Origin of the sequence: Pseudomonas sp. MYb118, from assembly GCF_040947875.1 — a bacterium.
Lineage (GTDB): Bacteria > Pseudomonadota > Gammaproteobacteria > Pseudomonadales > Pseudomonadaceae > Aquipseudomonas.
The window spans coordinates 3,189,660-3,209,140 of record NZ_JBFRXN010000002.1; the positions used below are offsets into that span (position 1 = coordinate 3,189,660).

17 protein-coding genes and 1 riboswitch are annotated in these 19,481 nt (G+C 63.9%); of the genes, 3 read left to right on the plus strand and 14 right to left on the minus strand.

Going from position 1 to position 19,481, the window contains the following annotated elements:
• Positions 1-53: 53 nt before the first annotated feature.
• The 9 genes from ABVN20_RS20395 to ABVN20_RS20435 all read right to left on the minus strand — a co-directional run bounded on the left by ABVN20_RS20395 (position 54) and on the right by ABVN20_RS20435 (position 11,786).
• Complete coding sequence (locus tag ABVN20_RS20395; RefSeq protein WP_368557491.1) at positions 54-248, minus strand: cysteine-rich CWC family protein; 195 nt, start codon at positions 246-248, stop codon at positions 54-56.
• A gap of 6 nt (positions 249-254) precedes the next feature.
• The gene (locus ABVN20_RS20400) at positions 255-1,742 is read right to left on the minus strand and encodes a diguanylate cyclase (protein WP_368557492.1); all 1,488 of its coding nucleotides are present in this window, start codon (positions 1,740-1,742) and stop codon (positions 255-257) included.
• Between the two features lie 209 nt (positions 1,743-1,951).
• Positions 1,952-3,718, minus strand: coding sequence for an allophanate hydrolase (gene atzF, locus ABVN20_RS20405; RefSeq protein ID WP_368557493.1), 1,767 nt, complete (start codon positions 3,716-3,718; stop codon positions 1,952-1,954).
• Between the two features lie 24 nt (positions 3,719-3,742).
• Positions 3,743-7,408, minus strand: coding sequence for an urea carboxylase (gene uca / locus ABVN20_RS20410; RefSeq protein WP_368557494.1), 3,666 nt, complete (start codon positions 7,406-7,408; stop codon positions 3,743-3,745).
• Between the two features lie 302 nt (positions 7,409-7,710).
• On the minus strand, positions 7,711-8,352 hold the full coding sequence (locus ABVN20_RS20415) for an urea amidolyase associated protein UAAP2 (RefSeq protein ID WP_368557495.1): 642 nt from the start codon (positions 8,350-8,352) through the stop codon (positions 7,711-7,713).
• A gap of 11 nt (positions 8,353-8,363) precedes the next feature.
• On the minus strand, positions 8,364-9,089 hold the full coding sequence (locus tag ABVN20_RS20420; RefSeq protein WP_368557496.1) for an urea amidolyase associated protein UAAP1: 726 nt from the start codon (positions 9,087-9,089) through the stop codon (positions 8,364-8,366).
• A 13-nt stretch (positions 9,090-9,102) separates the two neighbouring features.
• Positions 9,103-9,891 carry an ABC transporter ATP-binding protein gene (locus tag ABVN20_RS20425; RefSeq protein ID WP_368557498.1) on the minus strand — a complete coding sequence of 263 codons (789 nt, stop codon included), beginning with the start codon at positions 9,889-9,891 and terminating at the stop codon, positions 9,103-9,105.
• Positions 9,888-10,703: an ABC transporter permease gene (locus ABVN20_RS20430; RefSeq protein ID WP_368557499.1), complete on the minus strand. Its 816-nt coding sequence runs from the start codon at positions 10,701-10,703 to the stop codon at positions 9,888-9,890. Before ABVN20_RS20430 ends, ABVN20_RS20425 begins: the two co-directional genes overlap by 4 nt.
• A 15-nt stretch (positions 10,704-10,718) precedes the next feature.
• On the minus strand, positions 10,719-11,786 hold the full coding sequence (locus ABVN20_RS20435; protein ID WP_368557500.1) for a putative urea ABC transporter substrate-binding protein: 1,068 nt from the start codon (positions 11,784-11,786) through the stop codon (positions 10,719-10,721).
• Positions 11,787-11,846: 60 nt separating this feature from the next.
• Positions 11,847-11,947: riboswitch (guanidine-I (ykkC/yxkD leader) on the minus strand.
• A 281-nt stretch (positions 11,948-12,228) separates the two neighbouring features.
• On the opposite strand from ABVN20_RS20435, the gene ABVN20_RS20440 reads away from it, so the two are divergent.
• Entirely contained in the window at positions 12,229-12,471 is a 243-nt protein-coding gene (locus tag ABVN20_RS20440) for a hypothetical protein (RefSeq protein WP_368557501.1), read from the plus strand.
• Between the two features lie 168 nt (positions 12,472-12,639).
• Positions 12,640-13,089 (plus strand): hypothetical protein, encoded by a 450-nt coding sequence (locus ABVN20_RS20445; protein ID WP_368557502.1) that lies wholly within the window; start codon positions 12,640-12,642, stop codon positions 13,087-13,089.
• A gap of 119 nt (positions 13,090-13,208) precedes the next feature.
• Here the strand turns inward: ABVN20_RS20445 and ABVN20_RS20450 are convergent, their stop codons facing one another.
• Positions 13,209-14,321 carry an enoyl-CoA hydratase/isomerase family protein gene (locus ABVN20_RS20450; protein ID WP_368557503.1) on the minus strand — a complete coding sequence of 371 codons (1,113 nt, stop codon included), beginning with the start codon at positions 14,319-14,321 and terminating at the stop codon, positions 13,209-13,211.
• 132 nt (positions 14,322-14,453) lie between these two features.
• On the opposite strand from ABVN20_RS20450, the gene ung reads away from it, so the two are divergent.
• The gene (gene ung / locus ABVN20_RS20455; RefSeq protein ID WP_368557504.1) at positions 14,454-15,146 is read left to right on the plus strand and encodes a uracil-DNA glycosylase; all 693 of its coding nucleotides are present in this window, start codon (positions 14,454-14,456) and stop codon (positions 15,144-15,146) included.
• 84 nt (positions 15,147-15,230) lie between these two features.
• Here ung and ABVN20_RS20460 read toward each other — a convergent pair whose 3' ends face one another.
• From ABVN20_RS20460 to ABVN20_RS20475, 4 genes are read right to left on the minus strand one after another with little or no spacing between them, the layout of a single operon-like run.
• A complete protein-coding gene (locus tag ABVN20_RS20460) occupies positions 15,231-16,271 on the minus strand; it encodes an AbrB family transcriptional regulator (protein WP_368557505.1) in 1,041 nt (346 codons plus the stop codon).
• Positions 16,264-17,778, minus strand: coding sequence for a tripartite tricarboxylate transporter permease (locus tag ABVN20_RS20465; RefSeq protein ID WP_368557506.1), 1,515 nt, complete (start codon positions 17,776-17,778; stop codon positions 16,264-16,266). The genes ABVN20_RS20460 and ABVN20_RS20465 overlap by 8 nt, the downstream gene beginning before the upstream one ends.
• Position 17,779: 1 nt before the next feature.
• Positions 17,780-18,238, minus strand: coding sequence for a tripartite tricarboxylate transporter TctB family protein (locus ABVN20_RS20470; protein ID WP_368557507.1), 459 nt, complete (start codon positions 18,236-18,238; stop codon positions 17,780-17,782).
• A 58-nt stretch (positions 18,239-18,296) separates the two neighbouring features.
• On the minus strand, positions 18,297-19,274 hold the full coding sequence (locus ABVN20_RS20475) for a Bug family tripartite tricarboxylate transporter substrate binding protein (protein WP_368557508.1): 978 nt from the start codon (positions 19,272-19,274) through the stop codon (positions 18,297-18,299).
• Positions 19,275-19,481 lie beyond the last annotated feature (207 nt).

A 19,481-nucleotide genomic window follows, 5' to 3' on the forward strand; every position in this document is an offset into this window, starting at 1 on the left:
GGGAATTCGACATCAAAGGGCCGCGCATCTTACGTGATCGGCCGGGCAACTGCTTACAACTGGGCTTCGACCTGCGCACAGCGCGGGCACAGGCAGGAGGCGTCGCGCAACTCCGCTGGCAGCGCTTCGAGCACCGCCGGGTCGATGCTCACGCCATAACACCAGCAGGGCCGGTCGGCGGTGCGCGGGTCGGCCAGGGTGCAGTCGTTGGCGGCGCCGCAGGCCGGGCAGAAATCAGGTTTGTTCATGTAGGACTATGCATAGCTGGTGTGAGGCATTTCTGCGCAAGTACGGTTGCGGCCCGATTGCTTGGCCCGGTACATCGCATGATCGGCCCTGGAGATCAGGGTGTGCAAGGTTTCATCCGGTTGCAAGGTACTCAGGCCGATGCTGACGGTCAATTGCAGGGCATGACCGTTGTAGGCATAACGCTGCTGTTCGACATGCTGGCGAATTTTCTCGGCGATTTTCAGACCGGTCTCACCGTCGGTGTCCTTGAGCAGCACGATGAACTCTTCACCGCCCCAGCGGCAGACGATGTCGGCGTGGCGCAGGCAGCTTTGCAGGTCCCGGGCAAAACCGGCCAGCACCTGGTCACCGGCCAGGTGGCCATAGGTGTCGTTCAAGGCCTTGAAGTGGTCCAGGTCGAGCAGCATCGCGGTCAGCGGTTGCGGTTCGCGATGGGCTTCGTGCAGGGCCTGCGCCGCCAGCAGGTCGAAGCCGCGGCGGTTGGGCAATTCGGTCAGGCTGTCGAGCGTGGCCTGGGTCTGGATCTTGCCCTGGTAGCGACCGATCACCCGGTTGAGCAGGAAGAGCACGATCAGCGTGACCACCAGGCAGATCAGCAGGTTGAGGTATAACGATTTGCGGATGTCACTCAAGGCGCCGTCTTCGCGCTTGTCGACGAACAGGTACCAGTTGAGCTCCGGGATGTAACGCACGTTGAGGAAATGTCCCTGGCCCTGGCCGGAATATTCGTAGCTGCCGCTGTGCGGGTTGGGCAGCTGGCTGACCAGGCCTTTCATGCTGTCCAGCTCTCGCAGGGTCTGGCCGATGTGCGCGCCTTGCGGGCCACCGTCGGCGCCGGTCAGCACCAGGCGGCCGAAGTTGTCGACGAAAAACACGCTGCGCTGGTAGCGCTGCTGGTACTTGTCGATCAGCTTGATCACCGCATCGACGGTCAGGCCCACGCCCGCCGCGCCGATGAAGCGGTTGTCGTAGTCGTAGACTTTGTAGTTGATGAAGAAGGTCAGGTTGTCGCGGTTGGCCAGGTCCGGGTCAACGTTGATTTCGTAGGTGTCGGCCATGTCGCGCACGCGGAAATACCAGGTGTCGCGGGGCTCATCGACCCGCACCTGCTTGAGCACACCCTTGGCGTGGTAGTAGGTCAGCGTTTCGTTGGAGACGAAAAACGCCGTGTAGGCGCCGTAGTGGGTCATGACCTCGTTGAGGTAGCGGGTCATCTGCTCGGGGTTCTGCTCGCCGCCCACCACCCAGTCACGCATGAAGGTGTCACGGGCCATCATCGAGGAAATCAGGATCGGGCGGACCAGGTCTTTCTGGATTTCCGAGTACACGGTGTCCGAGGTCAGCGGCAGCTCGGTGTTGACGATGCTGTCGCGGATCGAGTCGCGTGAGGCGTAGTAGCTCAGCAGCGAGGTGGCCAGGAAGCCGGCGCCCAGCAATACAACCAGCGTGAAAACCAGCGAACGTTGCGAATACAGCGGCGTGTGAAGCGGCATGGCGATTCCGTTGGCAGTGACCCGTGGGAGCATTCTAGTGGCACTGCGCGGAAATAACTGCGCGATTTGCAGGGTGAATTGGTGGGAATCAGGACGGGGGGGGCTGTTGTAATGCTATCGCGAGCAAGCTCGCTCCTACAGGTCGACGCTAACCCTTGTAGGAGCGAGCTTGCTCGCGATGACGGCAGATCAATCACCGCAATTTAAGATCAGGCCCGCTCAGCCAGATAAGCCCGCCACCCCCCCAGATGGCTGATGTTCACCGCCCCCTCCAAGCCATACTGCTCGCAGATAAACCCGCTCTCCCAGCGGCCATCGGCCAACTGCACCTTGCCCAACCCCAGCGGTGCCGGAATGCCGGTAAGGAACGAGCCCAACTCGCTGCTCGGCAGCTCCCAGACCTCCACGGCAATCGCCACGCCGCCGTCCTTGACCCGCACCATGCCCGGGCGAAACGGCGGGCCGCCGGCCAGGGCATACAACTGGTAGTCGGGCGAGCTGGAGGTGGTTTCAACCAGCGTCGCGCCGCGCCGCTTGAGTTGCCAGTTCAACGCCAGCCCATCCAGGTGCGCACCGCAAACCACCAACCGCGCGCGATCATGGCGGGCGACGGTGGTAGGTGTCGACGCTGGCTGCTGGAACGCATCGGCCACGCTGAGCAGATACTGATCGGTGAACGCCCGGCCAAACAGGGTCACGCCCCACGGCAAGCCGTTGCCCATGAAACCGCTGGGCACCGCGACGGCGGCGTAGTCGAGCAGGTTCATGAAGTTGGTGTAGTAGCCCAGTTCCGAGTTGCGCAGGACCGGCTCGGCTTCCAGTTCAGCCAGAGTGACAGGCCGGCCGATGGTCGGGGTGACCACGCAATCGAGTCCTTCCATCGCCTGGTCGCACAGGGCCTTGAGCGCTTGCAGCCGATACTGCGCGCGGAAGGTTTGCACGCCGCTGACGGCCGGGGCCTTGGCCAGCACCGCCTGGATCACCGGCAGCACCGCTTGCGGATTGTGCTCCATCAACTCGCCCGCGACGCTGTAGCGTTCGGCCACCCAGGGGCCCTCATAGAGCAGGCGCGCCGCCTCGAAAAACGGCGACATGTCCAACTCGACCGCCTCACCTCCCAGGGCCTTGAGCCGAGCGACCGCCTGGGCGAGCAGCCCCGACCCTTCGCTGCAACCGAAGAACTCCAGGTCCTGCGTGCGGGGTACGCCAAAGCGGAACGGCCGCGGTGTGCCGAACGCCGAGCCGTCGTTCCACATCGGGTTGCGGCGGCTGTACTCGTCGCGCGGGTCGAAGTGCGCGGTCAGCGCCAGCAACTGGCTGGCCTCGCGGGCGGTGGCGGTGAAGGTGGTCACGCAGTCCAGCGTGCGGCAGGCCGGCAGCACGCCAGCAGTGGAGATCAGGCCTTTGCTGGCTTTCATGCCCACCAGGTTGTTCAGCGCGGCGGGCACGCGCCCGGAGCCGGCGGTGTCGGTGCCCAGCGCGAAGCTGGCGACACCCAGCGCCACCGCCAGCGATGAGCCGGCGCTGGAGCCACCCGACGGGTACTCCGGCAACACGCTATTGGGGCACGCGCCATACGGCGAGCGACTACCGTTGAGGCCGGTGGCGAACTGGTCGAGGTTGGTCTTGCCCAGTGGGATCGCCCCCAGCGCCAGCAGTTGCTCGACGATGGTCGCCGATTGTGCCGGCACGTAGGCGAACGCCGGGCAGGCTGCCGTGGTCGGGATGCCTGCCAGGTCGATGTTGTCCTTGATCGCGAACGGCACGCCATACAGCGGCAGGCTGTCGAGGTCGCGACCGTCGAGTGCGGCGAGGTACGGTTCCAGTTCCTGCACGCTGAGCAGGTGGATGAACAGGTGGTAGTCCGGGTTCAGCGCGGCGGCTTTTTCCCGCAGCGCCAGCAGCAGTTTGCGCGGTGTGGTGGTGCCGTCGCGGTAGGCTGCGCGCAGGGTGTCGAGGTGCAGGTCGATGTTCATGAAGTCGGTCCTTATCAAATGGGTTCAGTCGAGTGCCAGCACCACGACACGCTGTCCGGCGCGCACCGCCGAACCCGGTTGCACGCGGATCTCGCGCACCACGCCAGCCGTCGGTGCGAGCAATGGAATTTCCATCTTCATCGACTCCAGGATCACCAGCACATCGCCGGCGGCGACGCGGCTGCCGGGCTGCACCTGGACTTGCCAGAGGTTGCCGGCGATGTGGCTGTCGACGCTCATTTCGCCAGTGGCCAGCGGTGCTTCTTCGCTGGCTTCGACCAGCGCTTCGTCACTCTCGAAATGCGCCTGGCCGCTGGCGATCCAGCGTTCGCGTTCGGCGTTGAACGCGCCTTGTTGCTGGGCACGGAAGGCGCCGATGGTCTCGGCTTCCCGGGCGAGGAAGGCCTGGTATTCGGCGAGGTTCAACTGGCTATGTTCGATGTTCAGGTCGAAACGCCCAAGGGGGAAATCGCGACGGATGCGCAGCAGTTCGTCGGCGCTCACCGGGTAGAAGCGGATCTGGTCGAAGAAGCGCAACAGCCACGGCTTGCCATCGAATGCGGCGACGTCGCGGTAGCGGTTCCACATCTGCAGGGTGCGACCGACGAACTGATAACCGCCGGGGCCTTCCATGCCGTACACGCACATGTAGGCGCCACCGATGCCCACCGAGTTCTCTGCGGTCCAGGTGCGGGCCGGGTTGTATTTGGTGGTTACCAGGCGATGGCGCGGGTCCAGCGGGGTGGCCACCGGCGCACCGAGGTACACGTCGCCCAGGCCCATCACCAGGTAGCTGGCGTCGAACACGGTGCGTTGCACTTCATCGAGGTTGGGCAGGTCGTTGATGCGGCGGATGAACTCCAGGTTGCTCGGGCACCAGGGGGCGTCCTTGCGCACGGTGGTCATGTATTTCTCGATCGCCAACTGGCAGGCCGGGTCATCCCAGGACAGCGGCAGGTGGACGATGCGCGACGGCACTTGCAGGTCTTTGGCAGCGCACACCGCGTCCCACTCACCGGCGACGATGCCCAGCAGGTCGGCCAGCGGCAGTTGTTCAGGCTGGTAGTGCACCTGCAGCGAACGGATGCCCGGCGTCAGGTCGATCACGCCGTGCAGGTGTTTGCTTTCCAGCGCCTGCATCAAGGCGTGGGCGCGAAAGCGCAGGACCAGGTCGAGCTCGGGGGCGCCGATTTCCAGCAGCAGGTGGGTGTCACCGGACAGGCGTGCGACGAGGCGGGTGTCGGCTTGGCCGATGTCCAACACCACGGGCGACTCAATCTTCTTCTGTGAACCACCAACCTGTGGGAGCGAGCCTGCTCGCGATTGCGGTGCAACAGGCAAAGATGTGTTAACTGACACACCGCCATCGCGAGCAAGCTCGCTCCTACAGGTGGTGTTCCAGTTCAGGGCCAGGGTGCGGGCGGTGGCCAGATCCACCGGCAAAAACTGCACCTTGTCCCCCGCCTTGAGTTGCCCCAACTGCCAGAGGTCCGCCTCGATCACCGTCACCGGGCACACGAAGCCACCCAGGCTCGGCCCATCGGGGCCGAGGATCACCGGCATGTCGCCGGTGAAATCCACCGCGCCAATCGCGTACGGGTTGTCGTGGATATTCGAAGGATGCAGGCCCGCTTCGCCGCCGTCGGCGCGCACCCACTCCGGCTTCGGCCCGATCAGGCGCACGCCGGTGCGGCTGGAGTTGAAATGCACTTCCCACTGGGTGTCGAAGAAGGTGCCGATGTAATTTTCGGTGAAGTACTCGGGCGCGCCGTGGGGGCCATAGATCACCCGGATCTGCCGCACGGCCGGCAAGTCGCCGAGCTGTTCTTCAGGCAGCTGTTGCCCGGAGTTGCGATCATTCAGGCCCGGCACGTGCAACACATCGCCGGCGCGCAGGGCCCGCCCGCCGTGGCCGCCGAACTGGCCGAGGGTAAAGGTGCTTTTGCTGCCCAGGTAGTCCGGCACTTGCAGGCCACCGCGCAGGCACAGGTAGCTGCGCGCGCCGGCGCCGGCAATGGTGCCCAGGCTCAAGGTAGCGCCTGCCGGGATCAGCAGGGCGCGGTTCATCGCCACCGCTTCGCCGTCGAGCGTCAACGGGATCCGAGCGCCGGTCACCGCCACCACGGCCTCGCAATTGAAGCGCAGCAGCGGCCCGCTCATGGTGATTTCCAGCGCGGCGGCGCCTTCTTCATTGCCCAGCAAACGGTTGCCCAGGCGCAGCGCACGGCTGTCCATCGGCCCCGACGGCGGCACGCCCACGGCCCAGTAACCGAGGCGGCCGGGGTAGTCCTGAATGCTGGTCTGGGTGCCGGCGCTGAGCACTTCGAAGGTGTTGGCCTGATAGACCAGATGCTCCAGGCAACGGGTCCACGGCTGGCCGCTGGCGAACGGCGTATCGAGCACAATCTGGCGCAGGTAGTCGCGGTTGGTTTCCACGCCGTACAACACGCTGTCACCGAGTGCCTGGTGCAGGTCGGCCCGGGCTTGCTCGCGGGTCGGCGCCCAGCAGATGACCTTGGCGATCATCGGGTCGAAGTAGGGCGGGATCTCGCAACCGGCCTCGACCCAGGTGTCGATGCGCAACCGTTGGCCATCGGCCGCAGGAAAATCGACGGCCGTGAGCAGGCCTGGGCTCGGCTGGAAATCGCGCCCCGGATCTTCGGCGTACAGGCGTGCCTGGATCGCATGGCCGCAGGCTTTCAAGCCCTGGCTCAGCACGCTCAGTGGCAGCAGGTCACCGGCCGCCAGCTCGACCATCCAGCGCACCAGGTCCACGCCCCATACCTGCTCGGTGACTCCGTGCTCCACTTGTAGGCGGGTGTTCACTTCCAGGAAGTAGAAGCGCTGGCCTTCGCTGTCGAAGACGAACTCCACGGTACCGGCGCTGCGGTAATTGACCGCCTTGGCCAGTTTGATCGCCGCCGCGCACAGCTCGTCGGCCATGCCTTCGGGCAGGTTCGGCGCCGGGGTTTCCTCGAGCACTTTCTGGTTGCGCCGTTGCACCGAACAGTCGCGTACGCCCAGGGCGATCACCTCGCCGCGACCGTCGCCGAACACCTGCACTTCCAGGTGACGGGCGCGCTGGATGTACTTCTCGATGAACACACCGGCGTCGCTGAAGTTGTTTTGGCCCAGGCGCTTCACCGCGTCGAAGGATTCGCTCAGCTCGGCGGCGTTGCGGCACACGCGCATGCCGATGCCACCACCGCCGGCGGTGCTCTTGAGCATCACCGGGTAACCGACCTGCTCACCGGCACTGAGCGCCGCGTCGAGGCTGTCGAGCAATTCGGTGCCTTCGAGCATCGGCACGCCGTGTTGTTTGGCCAGGGCGCGGGCGGTGTGCTTTAGGCCGAATACCCGCAACTGTTCTGGCGTCGGGCCGATGAAGGCCACGCCTGCCGCTTCGCAGGCCTCGGCGAACGCGGCGTTTTCCGAGAGGAAACCGTAGCCGGGGTGGATCGCCGTGGCGCCGCTGGCCTTGGCGATGGCGAGGATCTTGTCCACCGCCAGGTAGGTGCCGGCCGCCGCGCCTTCGCCCAGGCTGTGGGCTTCATCGGCTTGCAGGATGTGCAGGCTGGCGGCATCGGCTTCGGAATACACCGCCACGCCACCGACGTGCAAATCGTGCAGGGTGCGCAGGATGCGGCAGGCAATGGCGCCACGGTTGGCAATCAGGACTTTTTCGAACATGGCATAACCCCCGGAGGCGATTGCACATCAGCCTCGACCTGGGTTGCGGGCCGTCCCGCAGTTTTTCGATCAGCGCCGGGGTCGTCCTCGGCGGGGAAACTCACAATGAGCACCTGAATCTGCTCTTTGTGGGAGCGAGCCTGCTCGCGATGGTGTATCAGGTACAAAAATGTTGGCTGACACTCCATCGCGAGCAGGCTCGCTCCCACAGAGGGAAAGGGCGCGGAGTGCTTATTTTTTGAGGCACTGCCCCGATCTGGCCTGGCACAGCGCAAACAACCACCGCCGCAAGCGCATCAGTTTCAGTTCCATACCAGAAGCTCCGCAGGCGTCGGGTTGTAGGCGTTGCACGGGTTGTTGAGTTGCGGGCAGTTGGAGATCAGCACGATCACGTCCATCTCGGCCCGCAGGTCGACGTACTTGCCCGGCGCCGAAATGCCGTCTTCGAAGGTCAGGCCGCCGTCGGCGGTGACCGGTACGTTCATGAAGAAGTTGATGTTCGGCCCGATGTCGCCCTTGCCCAGGCGGCCGTCGTGGACGCAGGCGCGCAGGTAGTTGTCGCGGCAGCTGTGCATGTAGCGTTTTTCCAGGGCATAGCGCACGGTGTTGCTCTCTTGCGCGCAGGCGCCGCCCAGGGTGTCGTGGCGTCCACAGGTGTCGGCGACGATGGTCAGCATCGGCTTGCCGAGGTTGGAATACAGCACGCTGCCGGTGCTCAGGTACACGCTGTTCTGCCGGCGCAGGGTGCGCTGCACGTCGTAGCGTTCCTTGGGGTTGGCCACGCTGTAGAACAACGTGTCGACGGCCTGGTTGCCTTCGAGGTCGAGGATGCGCAGGGTCTGGCCGGCCTTGACCTCCATCAGCCAGGGTTCGCCGGCCGGGATGGTGGCGCGGTAGACCGCGGTTTCCGCAAGTTTTTCAGCAGTGGCGATTGCGAGTGACATGGCAGCGATCCTCAGGCGAACAGGCGGTCGGTGTTGATGAAGCCGCGCTCGTTTTCCGGGCGCGAGGTGCGGCAGTGTTCGGCGACGCTGGCGTCGGCGTTCATCCAGCTGAGCTTCAGCGGTTTGGGCGCGTACTGCGGCGACGGGTCCATCGGGTGCTGCAACGCGGTCAGCACCACCAGGGTGTCCATCGGTGCGTACAGCTCGATGTAGTCGCCGGCCTTGGAGTTGCCTTCGATGAAGTGGAACTGCCCGGCCTCATCGACATCCACGCGACTGAACAGGTTGAGGGTCATCAGCAGGTCCGACAGGCCCAGGCCCCACTTGCCCAGTTCCACCAGCAGGTTATCGGTGCCGTTGCGGAAGAAACCGTTGCGCAGTTCCTGGTAACGACCGGCGCCGTACTTGTGCGCCACTTCTTCAGCGCACAGCACGCCGCCGAAACTGTCGCTCCAGCCGCAGGTGTCGGCGGTGATCGCCGCCAGCACCCGGCCCATGTCCGAATACAGGCAGTGGCCGCTGGTGAGCTTGGCGGTGTGCTGGCACTTGAGGCTGTCGGGCAGGTTCAGGCGTTCGGTTTTTTCATGGGCGTTGAGCAGCGTCAGGCTGACGTTGGCGCCGCCGCGCAGGTCGGTCAGGCGCAGCAGTTGGCCGCGCTTGAGCACGAAGGAGCGATGGCCGCCGCCGGGCAGGGTTTCTTCGGCGAACGGTGGGAACAGTTGAGTCGAATCAGTCATGGGAAAACTCCTCTCAAGCGGTACGAAGCGCGCCTGCCAGTACGGGCGGCAAGGCGTCGACGGCGGCGCGTTGGGCGCGGCGGTCGCTGTTCAAAGGGATGTCGTAGGTGATGCGTGCGCCATAGGCGCCGGGGGCGTGCGGGTCGAGGCGAACCTTGTCGAACACCAGCAGGCGTGTGCCCAGGCTGAAGCCTTCGGACAGGTCGTGGGTGACCATGAACACCGTCAGCTGCGTCTCGCGCCACAGCTCCAGGAGCAGGGCGTGCATGTCCTTGCGGATGCCCGGGTCGAGCGCGCCGAACGGTTCGTCGAGCAGCAACACGCGGGGTTTCATGATCAGCGCCTGGGCGATGGCCAGGCGTTGCTGCATGCCGCCGGAAAGCTGCGCCGGGTACTTGTCCAGCGCGTGGCCCAGGCCGACCTTGTGCAGCAACACCGCAGCCTGTTCGCGTGCATCTTTTTTCGCCCGGCCAAACAGCCGCCCGAGCAACGGCGAGCGCGGCAGTTCGAGGCCGAGGGCGACGTTGTCCAGCACCGATAAATGCGGGAACACCGAGTAGCGCTGGAACACCACGCCACGGCTCGCGTCCGGTTCGCTGGCCAGGGCCTGGCCGTCGAGCAGGATCTCGCCGCGACTGGCGCGCTCCTGGCCTAGCAGCAGGCGCAGGAAGGTCGATTTGCCGCAACCGGAGGCGCCGACCAGGGTGCAGAATTCGCCCTCGTTGACGTTCAGGTTCAAGCCTTCGAGCACCACCTGGTCGGCGTATTGCTGCCAGACGTTCTTGACGCTGATGAAGCTCATGCCCGTGCTCCTTCATACCAGGGAAACGCACGTTGGGTCAGGCGCTTGAGGCCCCAGTCCATCAACCAGGCGAGCAGGGTGATCCACACCACGTACGGCAGGATGACGTCCATCGCCAGGTAACGCCGCACCAGAAAAATCCGGTAGCCCAGGCCGTCGGTCGAAGCGATGGCCTCGGCCGCAATCAGGAACAACCAGGCCGAACCGAGCATCAGCCGCAGCGAGATCAGCAGCCGCGGCAGCAATTGCGGCAGCACCACGCGCAGCATCAACGTCCAGGTCGAGGCGCCGAGGGTCTGAGCCTTGATCAGCAACTCCACGGGAATTTCCCGCGCCCGCTGTTCCAGGTCCCGCGCCAGGGCCGGGGTGATGCCGATCACGATCAGCATCACTTTCGACAATTCGCCCAGCCCAAACACGATGAACAGAATCGGCAGGATCGCCAGTGGCGGCACCATCGACAGCACCGTCAGCAGGGGCGACAACGGCGCACCGAACAGCGGCAGGGTGCCGGCGGCGATGCCCAGGCACAGTCCGGCCAGCGCGCTGATGCCCAGGCCAATGGCCAGGCGTTGCAGGCTCGAAGCGGTGTCCTGCCACAGCAGGAAGTCCCCGGTGCGCGTGTCCGCCGTGAACGCCAGGCGCTTGACCGCATCGGCCATTTGCACGGCGCTGGGCAGCAGCTTGTCGTTGGGGTTTTCCGTCAGCCGTTCGGCCGAGCCCATGAAGTAGGCGAACAGCACCAGGGCGAACGGCAGGATCACCAGCAACAGGCGACTGGCGCGATCCGGGTGACGATTGATCAGGCGCATGGCCAGGTCCTCTTCTTACAGCTTGGCGTCGGCGGCCATTTGCACGTAGCTGGGGTCGAAGCGCAGCTTGAGATTGCCGGTGTCGCCGCTGGTCACGCCGTTGGCGAAGGCCATGCCGACCGCGCTGGTGTCCTTGGCGCCTTCACCCAGCAAGCCGTGCTGGAAGGAGAACTCGGCGACCCGGCGCATGGTTTCCGGCAGCTGTTTACTGGTGGCGAAGGCCAGGGCTTCCTGCGGGGTGGCGAACAGCTTGGTGGTGTCCAGTTGCGCCTGGAAGCCTGCGAGGTCGGTACCCGAAGCCTTGGCCATGTGTTCGAGCGCGGCCTTGCTGGCGGCGTTCTTCGCGTTCATCAACTCGACCACTTCGAACCAGGCGCCGGTCAGGGCCTTGCCCAGGGCCGGGTTGTCCTTGAGGGTGGCGCTGTTGACCACCATCATGTCCATGATTTCGCCGGGGATCTGGCTGGAGTTGAACACTTCGGTCACGCCGGGCTTGGCCTTGATGTCCGAAAGCATCGGGTTCCAGGTGGTCACGGCATTGACCTGCTCGGTGTTGAACGCGGCGGAGATGTCGGCGTCGGAGGTGTTGACCACTTTCAGGTCTTTCTCGGTGAGGTCCACCGAGTCCAGCGCGCGGGCCAGCAGGTAGTGGGACACCGACAGTTCCACCAGGTTGACGTCCATGCCCTTTAGGTCGCTGACCTTCTTGCCTTCACCCTTGAGCACAACGCCGTCGTTGCCGTTGGAGAAATCGCTGACGATCAGCGCGGTGCTGTCCACGCCACCGGCGGCGGGAATGGTCAGCGCGTCCATGTTGGTCATGGTGCAGCCATCGAACTGGCCGGCGGTGTACTGGTTGATCGACTCAACGTAGTCGTTGAGCTGTACCACGTCGATCTTGATGCCGTACTTCTTCGCCCATTTGTCGACGATGCCCTGGCTGCCGGCGTACTCCCATGGCATCCAGCCGGCGTAGATGGTCCAGCACACGCTGAAATGGTCTTTCTGGGCGGCTTGCGCCGAAAAGCTCACGACGGCGGCGAAGGCGGCGGCAAGCAGGGCGGGTAAACGAAGCTGGGGCATGGTGGTTCTCCAGTTGATCTTGGGCGGACAGGACGGCAGCGGCACCGTGAACGGTGGCTTGTCTCCCGGGCTTTTGTCCCGCCGTGTAACCTCAACTGGAGGTCGCCAACTCTCGGACCAGCCACTCGTATCAACGAGCCGGAACCCTAGTCGGCCATTTGCAAATTGTGGTGCCGCGAACCTGTGATGACTCCTGCACGGCTTTGCTAAAGCGAGAGGCGTGCCAAGTTGTTGCAGGCCTTGCGGTTCGGGCCATTGCCTGCGTCGGTGCGGGGGAGGTGGGTGGTTGCCTGCGTCGAGATGGTGCGGCCGTGCACCGCGATGCAGCATTGCTGGCCGCTGATCCGAAGCCCGGCAGGGGTGCGGCACTCGCGTCCTGAAAGCCAGTCAAAACAGATGTCAGCCGGTCCTGTGTCGGCTGCTGGTCTTTCAGGAGGCCGCCATGTTTCGTCGACTGTTGCTGGGTGTCGTGCTCGGCGTCGGGCTGTCCGGCTGCTACTACTACGCCGGCTCCTACGACGTGTATTCCTCGCCTTACTACACCCCAGGCTACGCGCCTTATTCTTACTACTACGGCCCCCGTTATTACTATGGTCCGCGCTTTTATGGGGGCTATCGCTACTACTATTGGGGCGGCCACGGCCCGCGTTATTACGGCGGTGGATACCGAGGGTGGCACCATTAATCAAAGCGTGAATAGATGAAAAACCTTTCATCGGCGAGATGTTTCAACTTGTTGCAGTGACGCACCAGATTTCGAATTCGATGTCTGATCTTTCGACAGTCCCAGAAAGAATCGACTGTCGCTCGCCAGCGTCGCTGGTGTGGCTCACTCGCGGTCCAGGAGGCCGCTATGTATCGCCGACTACTTCTCATCGCTGTGCTTGGTTTGTCTGTAGGTGCTTGCGTGCCCTATGCCGATGGGGGCAGCTACTACAGCTCCGAGGTGTATTCATCCCCGGCGCCGTATTACTCCGGTGGCGGGGCTTATTACTCCAATGGCGGTTACTACACGGCGCCGCGCCGCTACTACTCACCGCCCGCGCGGTATTACCAGCCAACGCCGCGCTACTACGTTCAACCGCGGGTCTATCAACCGGCCCCGCGTTACTACCAGCCTTCCCCACGATACGATTACCGCGCGCACCAGAGCCGCGGCTGGGACAACCATAGCCGCAGCGGTTGGGACAACCGCAACAGGGGCGGGTGGAACAACGACTACCGGGGCGGGGGACGCGACAGCCATCGAGGTGGGCGCGGCGACGGTCGCGGCGATCATGGTGGGCGAGGTGGGCATCGGTAATTTCGGGCCAATGTAATCCTCATGTGGGAGCGGGCTTGCTCGCGAAAGCGGTGTACCAATCGGCAAAGATGCTGACTGAAACGCCGCTTTCGCGAGCAAGCCCGCTCCCACATTCGTTATCAGTGATCCTGCAAATCCGCCAGCGGATGCCGCCCCTCCCAGACCTTGTGGAAATGCGCTTCCACCACCGCCTCCGGCACCGTATTGATATCCGACCAATGCCAATGCGGCTTCTGATCCTTGTCGATCAGCCGCGCGCGCACCCCTTCGCTGAATTCCGGATGACGGCAGCAGTTCAAACTCAAGGTGTATTCCATCTGGAAAACCTGGGCCAGTGACAGGTGGCGGGCGCGGATGATCTGTTCCCACACCAGGTGCGCGGTCAGGGGCGAACCTTCGGTCATGGTCCGGGCGGCGCGGCTGAGCAGCAGGTCGCTGCTGTCGCGCTGCTGGCTGATGGCCTTCCAGGCGCAACGCACATCGCTGACATCCAGAAGCTCATCAATCTGCGGGCGACGCGGCAGCCACTGGGCGTCGGGCAGTTGCGCGGCGGCTTCCTGTTGCAAGGCCTTGAGCAGGCTGTTGAGCTGCATCGCCGTCTGTTCCTGCCAGTTCAATTGCAGCAGGCCTTCGATCAGCGCCGGTTGCTGTTCATCGAGCAGAAAGCGGTCGGCCAGCCCCAGGTCGATCGCGTCCCGGCCGTTCATGTGCGCGCCGGTCAGGCCGAGGAACAGCCCGAGCTTGCCGGGCAGGCGCGACAGGAACCAACTGGCGCCGACGTCCGGGTACAGGCCGATACTGATTTCCGGCATCGCCAGGCGACTGCTCGGCGTGACGATGCGAATGCTCGCGCCTTGCAGCAGGCCCATGCCCCCACCTAGCACGTAACCATGGCCCCAGCAGATCAAGGGTTTGGGGTAGGTGTGCAGGTTGTAGTCCAGGCGATATTCCGCCGCGAAGAAGTGCGCAGCCAGGGGCGGCACCTCACCGGGGTGGGCGCGACAGGCTTCCACCAGGCTGCGCACTTCACCGCCGGCACAAAAGGCCTTGGCGCCGTTGCCACGCAACAGCACGCAGACGATCTGCGGGTCCTTGGCCCAGGCGTCCATCTGGTCGCGCAGGGCGTTGATCATCGGCAGGCTCAAGGCATTCAGGGATTTCTCGGCGTCCAGGCTGGCGATGCCCAGGCGTGCGCCGTCGGTGCCGGTGTGTTCTTCGAAGTGCAGATTCATCGTGACCTCGATCGGGAATTTGAGGATTAAGTATGATCGCTGTGTGGGAAAGTGCCGGATCTGCGTCAGATCAATTGACAAGCGTGATGGGCTTTCCTAGGGTTCGCCCCATTGTTTTTGCCGGGTATGACCATGACTGCTGACGACCGTATCAAACTCGAACCGAGCTGGAAGGAGGCACTGCGTGCTGAGTTCGACCAGCCCTACATGGCAGAGTTGCGCAATTTCCTGCAACAGGAGCGCGCGGCCGGCAAAGAGATCTATCCACCGGGCCCGCTGATTTTCAACGCGCTCAATTCCACGCCGCTGGACAAGGTCAAGGTGGTCATCCTCGGCCAGGACCCGTATCACGGCCCGGGCCAGGCCCATGGCCTGTGCTTCTCGGTGCAGCCGGGCGTGCCGGCGCCGCCGTCGCTGGTGAACATCTATAAAGAGCTCAAGCGCGACCTGAACATCGACATCCCCAATCACGGCTACCTGCAAAGCTGGGCCGACCAGGGCGTGCTGATGCTCAACACCACCATGACCGTGGAGCGCGCCAACGCCAACGCGCACAAGGACAAGGGCTGGCAGTTTTTCACCGATCGGATCATCGAAGTGGTCAGCCAGCAACAGCCGCACCTGGTGTTCATGCTGTGGGGCTCCCATGCCCAGAGCAAACAGAAGCTGATCGATGCCACCAAGCACCTGGTGCTGACCTCGGTGCACCCGTCGCCGTTGTCGGCGTATCGGGGCTTTCTGGGTTGCGGGCACTTCAGCCGGACCAACAAGTTTCTCGAGCAGAATGGCGAGACGCCGATCGAGTGGCGGTTGCCGCCGCTCTAAAAAAAATCGCGAGCAGGCTCGCTCCCACAGGAAAATGCATTCCAATGTGGGAGCGAGCCTGCTCGCGATTGATTCACCCAGATTTCAGTCCGAAGCGGAATCCCGATTCCAATACCGAAACAACGGCTCCGCCAAGAACAGCACGAACAACAACCGCATCACCTGCATCGCCGTCACCAGCGGTACCGACAATTGCAGGGTCTCGGCCGTCAGGCTCATCTCCGCGATCCCGCCGGGCATCATGCCCAGGGTCAGCGAGCGCAGGTCCAAATGCGTCAACGCACTCAAGCCCAATGCCGCCGCCGTGGCGATCAGCATGGTCAGCGCCGTGCCGATCAGGGTACGGCCCATGAATGAGGGCGCGCGGCGGAAAAACTGCCGGTTGAAATGACAGCCCAGGCCACTGCCGATCAGCCACTGGCCAATCTGGCTGCCGCCGTTGGGCAGGCTGATGTGCAAGTCCCAGGCGATGCTCACCGCCGCCGTAACCAGCAGCGGCCCGAACAGCCACGGGTTGGGTTGGCGCAGACGTTGCCACAGCCAGGCCGCCAAAGCGCCCGCCGGGAACAGGATGGCCAGCCACCACCAATTGACGGCGGCTGGATGAAACACCGGTGCGCCGTCCCCCAGCAGGTACTTGAAGGCAGCCGGTACGCACAGCACCACCACCAGCACCCGCAGGCTCTGGCCCGCCGCGACACGGCTGAGCACCGCGCCGTTACGCGCACCGAGGTTGACCATCTCGCCGGAACCGCCCGGCATGCTGGAGAAAAACGCGGTGGCGCGATCCTCGCCGGTGCGCCGCATCAACCACACGCCGACCACGGCGGACAGGCTGGTGACCAGCGCACCGAAGAAGATCAGGCCGAAGTGGCTCATGACCTGCTCGATCACCACCGGGGTGAAGTGCAGTCCAATGCCAATGCCGACCACCCATTGGCCGCACTTGCGGCCGCCTGGGATTTCCGCCAGTTGCCACGGCGTGAGGCAGCGCACCAGGATGATCGCCAGTAGCGAGCCGACCATCCATGGCAGCGGCCAGCCCACCAGGCTGGCCAGGTAACCGCCCAGCGCGCCGACCAGCGGCGTGCCCCACCAGGCGCTCAAGGGTGTTCGATCAGACATCGGCAACCGCGCGACGAGCGAGCGAACGTTTACGCCAGATCCGCAGCAGCGGCAGCGACAGCATCACGATGGTCAGCACCCAGACACCGACGGTGATCGGGCTCGACCAGAGGATTTCCAGCGCACCGTTGGAGATCGACAGGGCGCGACGCAGGTTCTGCTCCATCAGGCCACCGAGGATGAAGCCCAGCAGCACTGGCGACAACGGGAAATCCATCTTGCGCAAGATGTAGCCGAAGATGCCGATGCCGACCATCAGGAACAGGTCGAAGGTGGTCGCGTGCACTGCGTAGACGCCGATCCCGGTGATGATGGCGATCACCGGCACCAGTGCCCAGTTCGGCACGGCGAGGATGCGGGTGAAGATGCGGATCATCGGGATGTTGAGGATCACCAGCATGATGTTGGCGATGAACAACGAAGCGATCAGGCCCCAGACGATGTCCGGTTGCTGTTGGAACAGCAGCGGGCCCGGGGTGATGTTGTACAGCGACAGGGCGCCGATCATCACCGCAGTGGTGCCCGAACCTGGCACGCCGAGGGTCAGCATCGGTACCAGCGCGCCGCACGCCGAAGCGCCGATGGCGGTTTCCGGTGCTGCCAGGCCGCGCATGTCGCCCTGGCCGAAGGTGCCCTTGGCGCCAGCGATGCGTTTTTCGGTCATGTAGGCCACGGCGCTGGCCAGCGTTGCGCCGGCACCCGGCAGCACGCCCATGATGAAACCGAACAGGCCGCAACGCAGGTTCACGATGAACACCGCCGACGCTTCCTTGAGGTTGAACATCATGCGCCCGGTGGCTTTCACCGCTTCCTGGCCGCGATGGGTTTTTTCCAGCAGCAGCAGGATTTCACTGATGGAGAACAGGCCCAGCACCAGCACCACGAACTGAATGCCGTCGGTGAGGTGAATGTTGTCCCCGGTGAAACGGTACACGCCGCTGTTGGCGTCGATGCCGACCGTCGACAGGAACAGGCCGATCAACGCGGCGATGAACGTCTTCAGCGGACGATCACCGGCCATGCCGCCCAGGCAGACAATCGCGAACACCATCAGTACGAAATATTCCGCCGGCCCGAAGGCAATCGCCCATTTCGCCAGCAGCGGCGCGAACAGCACCATGCCGCAGGTGGCAATGAACGCACCGATGAACGAACTCCACGCCGACAGCGACAACGCCACGCCAGCTAGGCCCTTGCGCGCCATCGGGTAGCCGTCCAGGGTGGTCATCACGGTGGAAGCTTCGCCGGGGATGTTCAGCAGGATCGAGCTGATCCGCCCGCCGTACTCGCAACCCAGGTACACCGCCGCCAACAGGATCAGTGCCGACTCCGGTGGCAGGCCGAGGGCGAAAGCGATCGGGATCAGCAATGCCACGCCGTTGATCGGGCCCAGGCCCGGCAACAGGCCGACGACGGTGCCGATCAGGGTGCCGGTCAGCGCCGTCACCAGGTTGTAAGGGCTCAGCGCAACGCCGAAACCCTGGCCCAAATAGCCAAGCGTATCCATATCAGTTCTCCAGGAACTCGAGCAGGCCCAATGGCAGCGGCACGTCCATCAACTTGTCGAACAGCAGGTACAGACCAATCGCCATGAACGTGGTGACCACCACGCTGGGCAGCCAGCGACCGCCATACAGGCGGGCCATGGGGATACCGATCAGGATGCTGCTGAGGATGAAACCCAGGGGCTCGAACAGCCCGGCGAAGATCAGCAAGAGCACGACGCACAGGCCGATCTTGTTCAGGGTTTCACGGTCCAGTTGCGGGTCGTCTTCGCTGTGCACGATGGGTGTCGGACGAAACGCCATGTACAGCAGCGCACAGCCCATCAGCCCCAGCATCAGCAGAGGAAAGGCCCGAGGCCCCACCGGTTCATAGGAATATTCGGCCTGATAAGGCCAGGCCATCAGCGCCAGGCCCAGACAGACCAGTAGCAGCACCGAGGCAAAAACACGTTGTAAGAGCATGGCAAACTCCTGTGCCACGGCCCCGCCAGGCGGGGCCGCAGCCGCTAGACAGAGACGATCACTGAATCAGGCCGAACTCTTTGGCCAGCACTTTGTAGTCGGCCACCTGTTTCTTCACGTAGGTGTCCAGCTCCGGGCCGGTCATGGCGAACGGGAACAGCTCGCGCTGATCGCGCAGCTTGGCGAACTCGTCGGAGGCCAGCAGTTTGTCGAAGGACTCTTTCCACCAGGCGTAGTCTTCATCGCTGACCTTCGGCCCCAGGTAGAAGCCGCGAACCACCGGCCAGACGATGTCGTAGCCTTGTTCCTTGGCGGTCGGGATGTCTTTCATTTCCGGCTCGTCCAGGCGCTTGTCGGAGAACACCGCCAGCAGGCGCATGTCACCGCTGAGGATGTGCGGCATGGAGTCGGAGATGTCGGTACTGCCGACCTGGATGTGGCCGCCGAGCAGTGCGGTGGCGATTTCACCGCCGCCTTCGAGGGCGACGTAACGCAGGTCACGTGGGTTGATCCCGGCGGCCTTGGCGATCAGTGCGGTTTGCATCCAGTCCTGGCTGCCGACGGTGCCGCCGGAACCGATCACCACCGAGCTTGGATCTTTCTTCAGCGCCTTGACCAGATCGTCCAGGGACTTGTAGGGCGAATCGTTTTTCACCGCGATGGCGCCGTAGCTGGTGCCGACTGCCGCCAGCCAGCGCACGGCGTTTTCATCGAAACGACCGAACTTGCCCTGGGCCAGGTTCAGCAGCGAGCCGCTCGACCAGGCCACCAGGGTGCCGGCGTCGGCCGGGCGCTGCGCCACGACCGCGTTGTATGCCACTGCGCCAACACCACCGGGCATGTAGGTCACGCGCATCGGCTTGGTCAGCAGTTTTTCGTTGACCAGCGCGCTCTGCGCCAGTTTGCAGGTCAGGTCGAAACCACCGCCCGGCGAGGCAGGGGCGATGCATTCCGGGCGTTTCGGCTCGGCCATCAGTTGGCCGGCGAACAGCACGCAGCTGGCGGCGAGGGCGAAACGGCGCAGTGATCTATTCATGGTTATCTCCACGGGAGTTGTTGTTTTTGGGATGTTTCAGGTGCGGCGATTTCGCGTAGCGCAGCCGAAATCGGCGCTGACACGCGTAAACGATGGGGTGCGGACAAAGGAGGGCGGCGTGGAAGCCTGAAGCTGTGTGGACAGCATGGCGCGATACCTCGGTTATTGTTCTTATTGGTGAAAACGCTTCGTGGCGTTTTTCGGGCG

Excerpts from the sequence above, each read along its gene's own strand:
- ABVN20_RS20440 (WP_368557501.1), top strand. The coding sequence starts at position 12,229 with ATGTTTCGTCGACTGTTGCTGGGTGTCGTGCTCGGCGTCGGGCTGTCC.
- ABVN20_RS20400 (WP_368557492.1), bottom strand. The coding sequence starts at position 1,742 with ATGCCGCTTCACACGCCGCTGTATTCGCAACGTTCGCTGGTTTTCACG.
- ABVN20_RS20450 (WP_368557503.1), bottom strand. The coding sequence starts at position 14,321 with ATGAATCTGCACTTCGAAGAACACACCGGCACCGACGGCGCACGCCTG.
- ABVN20_RS20445 (WP_368557502.1), top strand. The coding sequence starts at position 12,640 with ATGTATCGCCGACTACTTCTCATCGCTGTGCTTGGTTTGTCTGTAGGT.
- ABVN20_RS20460 (WP_368557505.1), bottom strand. The coding sequence starts at position 16,271 with ATGTCTGATCGAACACCCTTGAGCGCCTGGTGGGGCACGCCGCTGGTC.
- ABVN20_RS20435 (WP_368557500.1), bottom strand. The coding sequence starts at position 11,786 with ATGCCCCAGCTTCGTTTACCCGCCCTGCTTGCCGCCGCCTTCGCCGCC.
- ABVN20_RS20475 (WP_368557508.1), bottom strand. The coding sequence starts at position 19,274 with ATGAATAGATCACTGCGCCGTTTCGCCCTCGCCGCCAGCTGCGTGCTG.
- ABVN20_RS20395 (WP_368557491.1), bottom strand. The coding sequence starts at position 248 with ATGAACAAACCTGATTTCTGCCCGGCCTGCGGCGCCGCCAACGACTGC.
- atzF (WP_368557493.1), bottom strand. The coding sequence starts at position 3,718 with ATGAACATCGACCTGCACCTCGACACCCTGCGCGCAGCCTACCGCGAC.
- ABVN20_RS20425 (WP_368557498.1), bottom strand. The coding sequence starts at position 9,891 with ATGAGCTTCATCAGCGTCAAGAACGTCTGGCAGCAATACGCCGACCAG.
- ABVN20_RS20415 (WP_368557495.1), bottom strand. The coding sequence starts at position 8,352 with ATGTCACTCGCAATCGCCACTGCTGAAAAACTTGCGGAAACCGCGGTC.
- ung (WP_368557504.1), top strand. The coding sequence starts at position 14,454 with ATGACTGCTGACGACCGTATCAAACTCGAACCGAGCTGGAAGGAGGCA.
- ABVN20_RS20430 (WP_368557499.1), bottom strand. The coding sequence starts at position 10,703 with ATGCGCCTGATCAATCGTCACCCGGATCGCGCCAGTCGCCTGTTGCTG.
- uca (WP_368557494.1), bottom strand. The coding sequence starts at position 7,408 with ATGTTCGAAAAAGTCCTGATTGCCAACCGTGGCGCCATTGCCTGCCGC.
- ABVN20_RS20420 (WP_368557496.1), bottom strand. The coding sequence starts at position 9,089 with ATGACTGATTCGACTCAACTGTTCCCACCGTTCGCCGAAGAAACCCTG.
- ABVN20_RS20465 (WP_368557506.1), bottom strand. The coding sequence starts at position 17,778 with ATGGATACGCTTGGCTATTTGGGCCAGGGTTTCGGCGTTGCGCTGAGC.
- ABVN20_RS20470 (WP_368557507.1), bottom strand. The coding sequence starts at position 18,238 with ATGCTCTTACAACGTGTTTTTGCCTCGGTGCTGCTACTGGTCTGTCTG.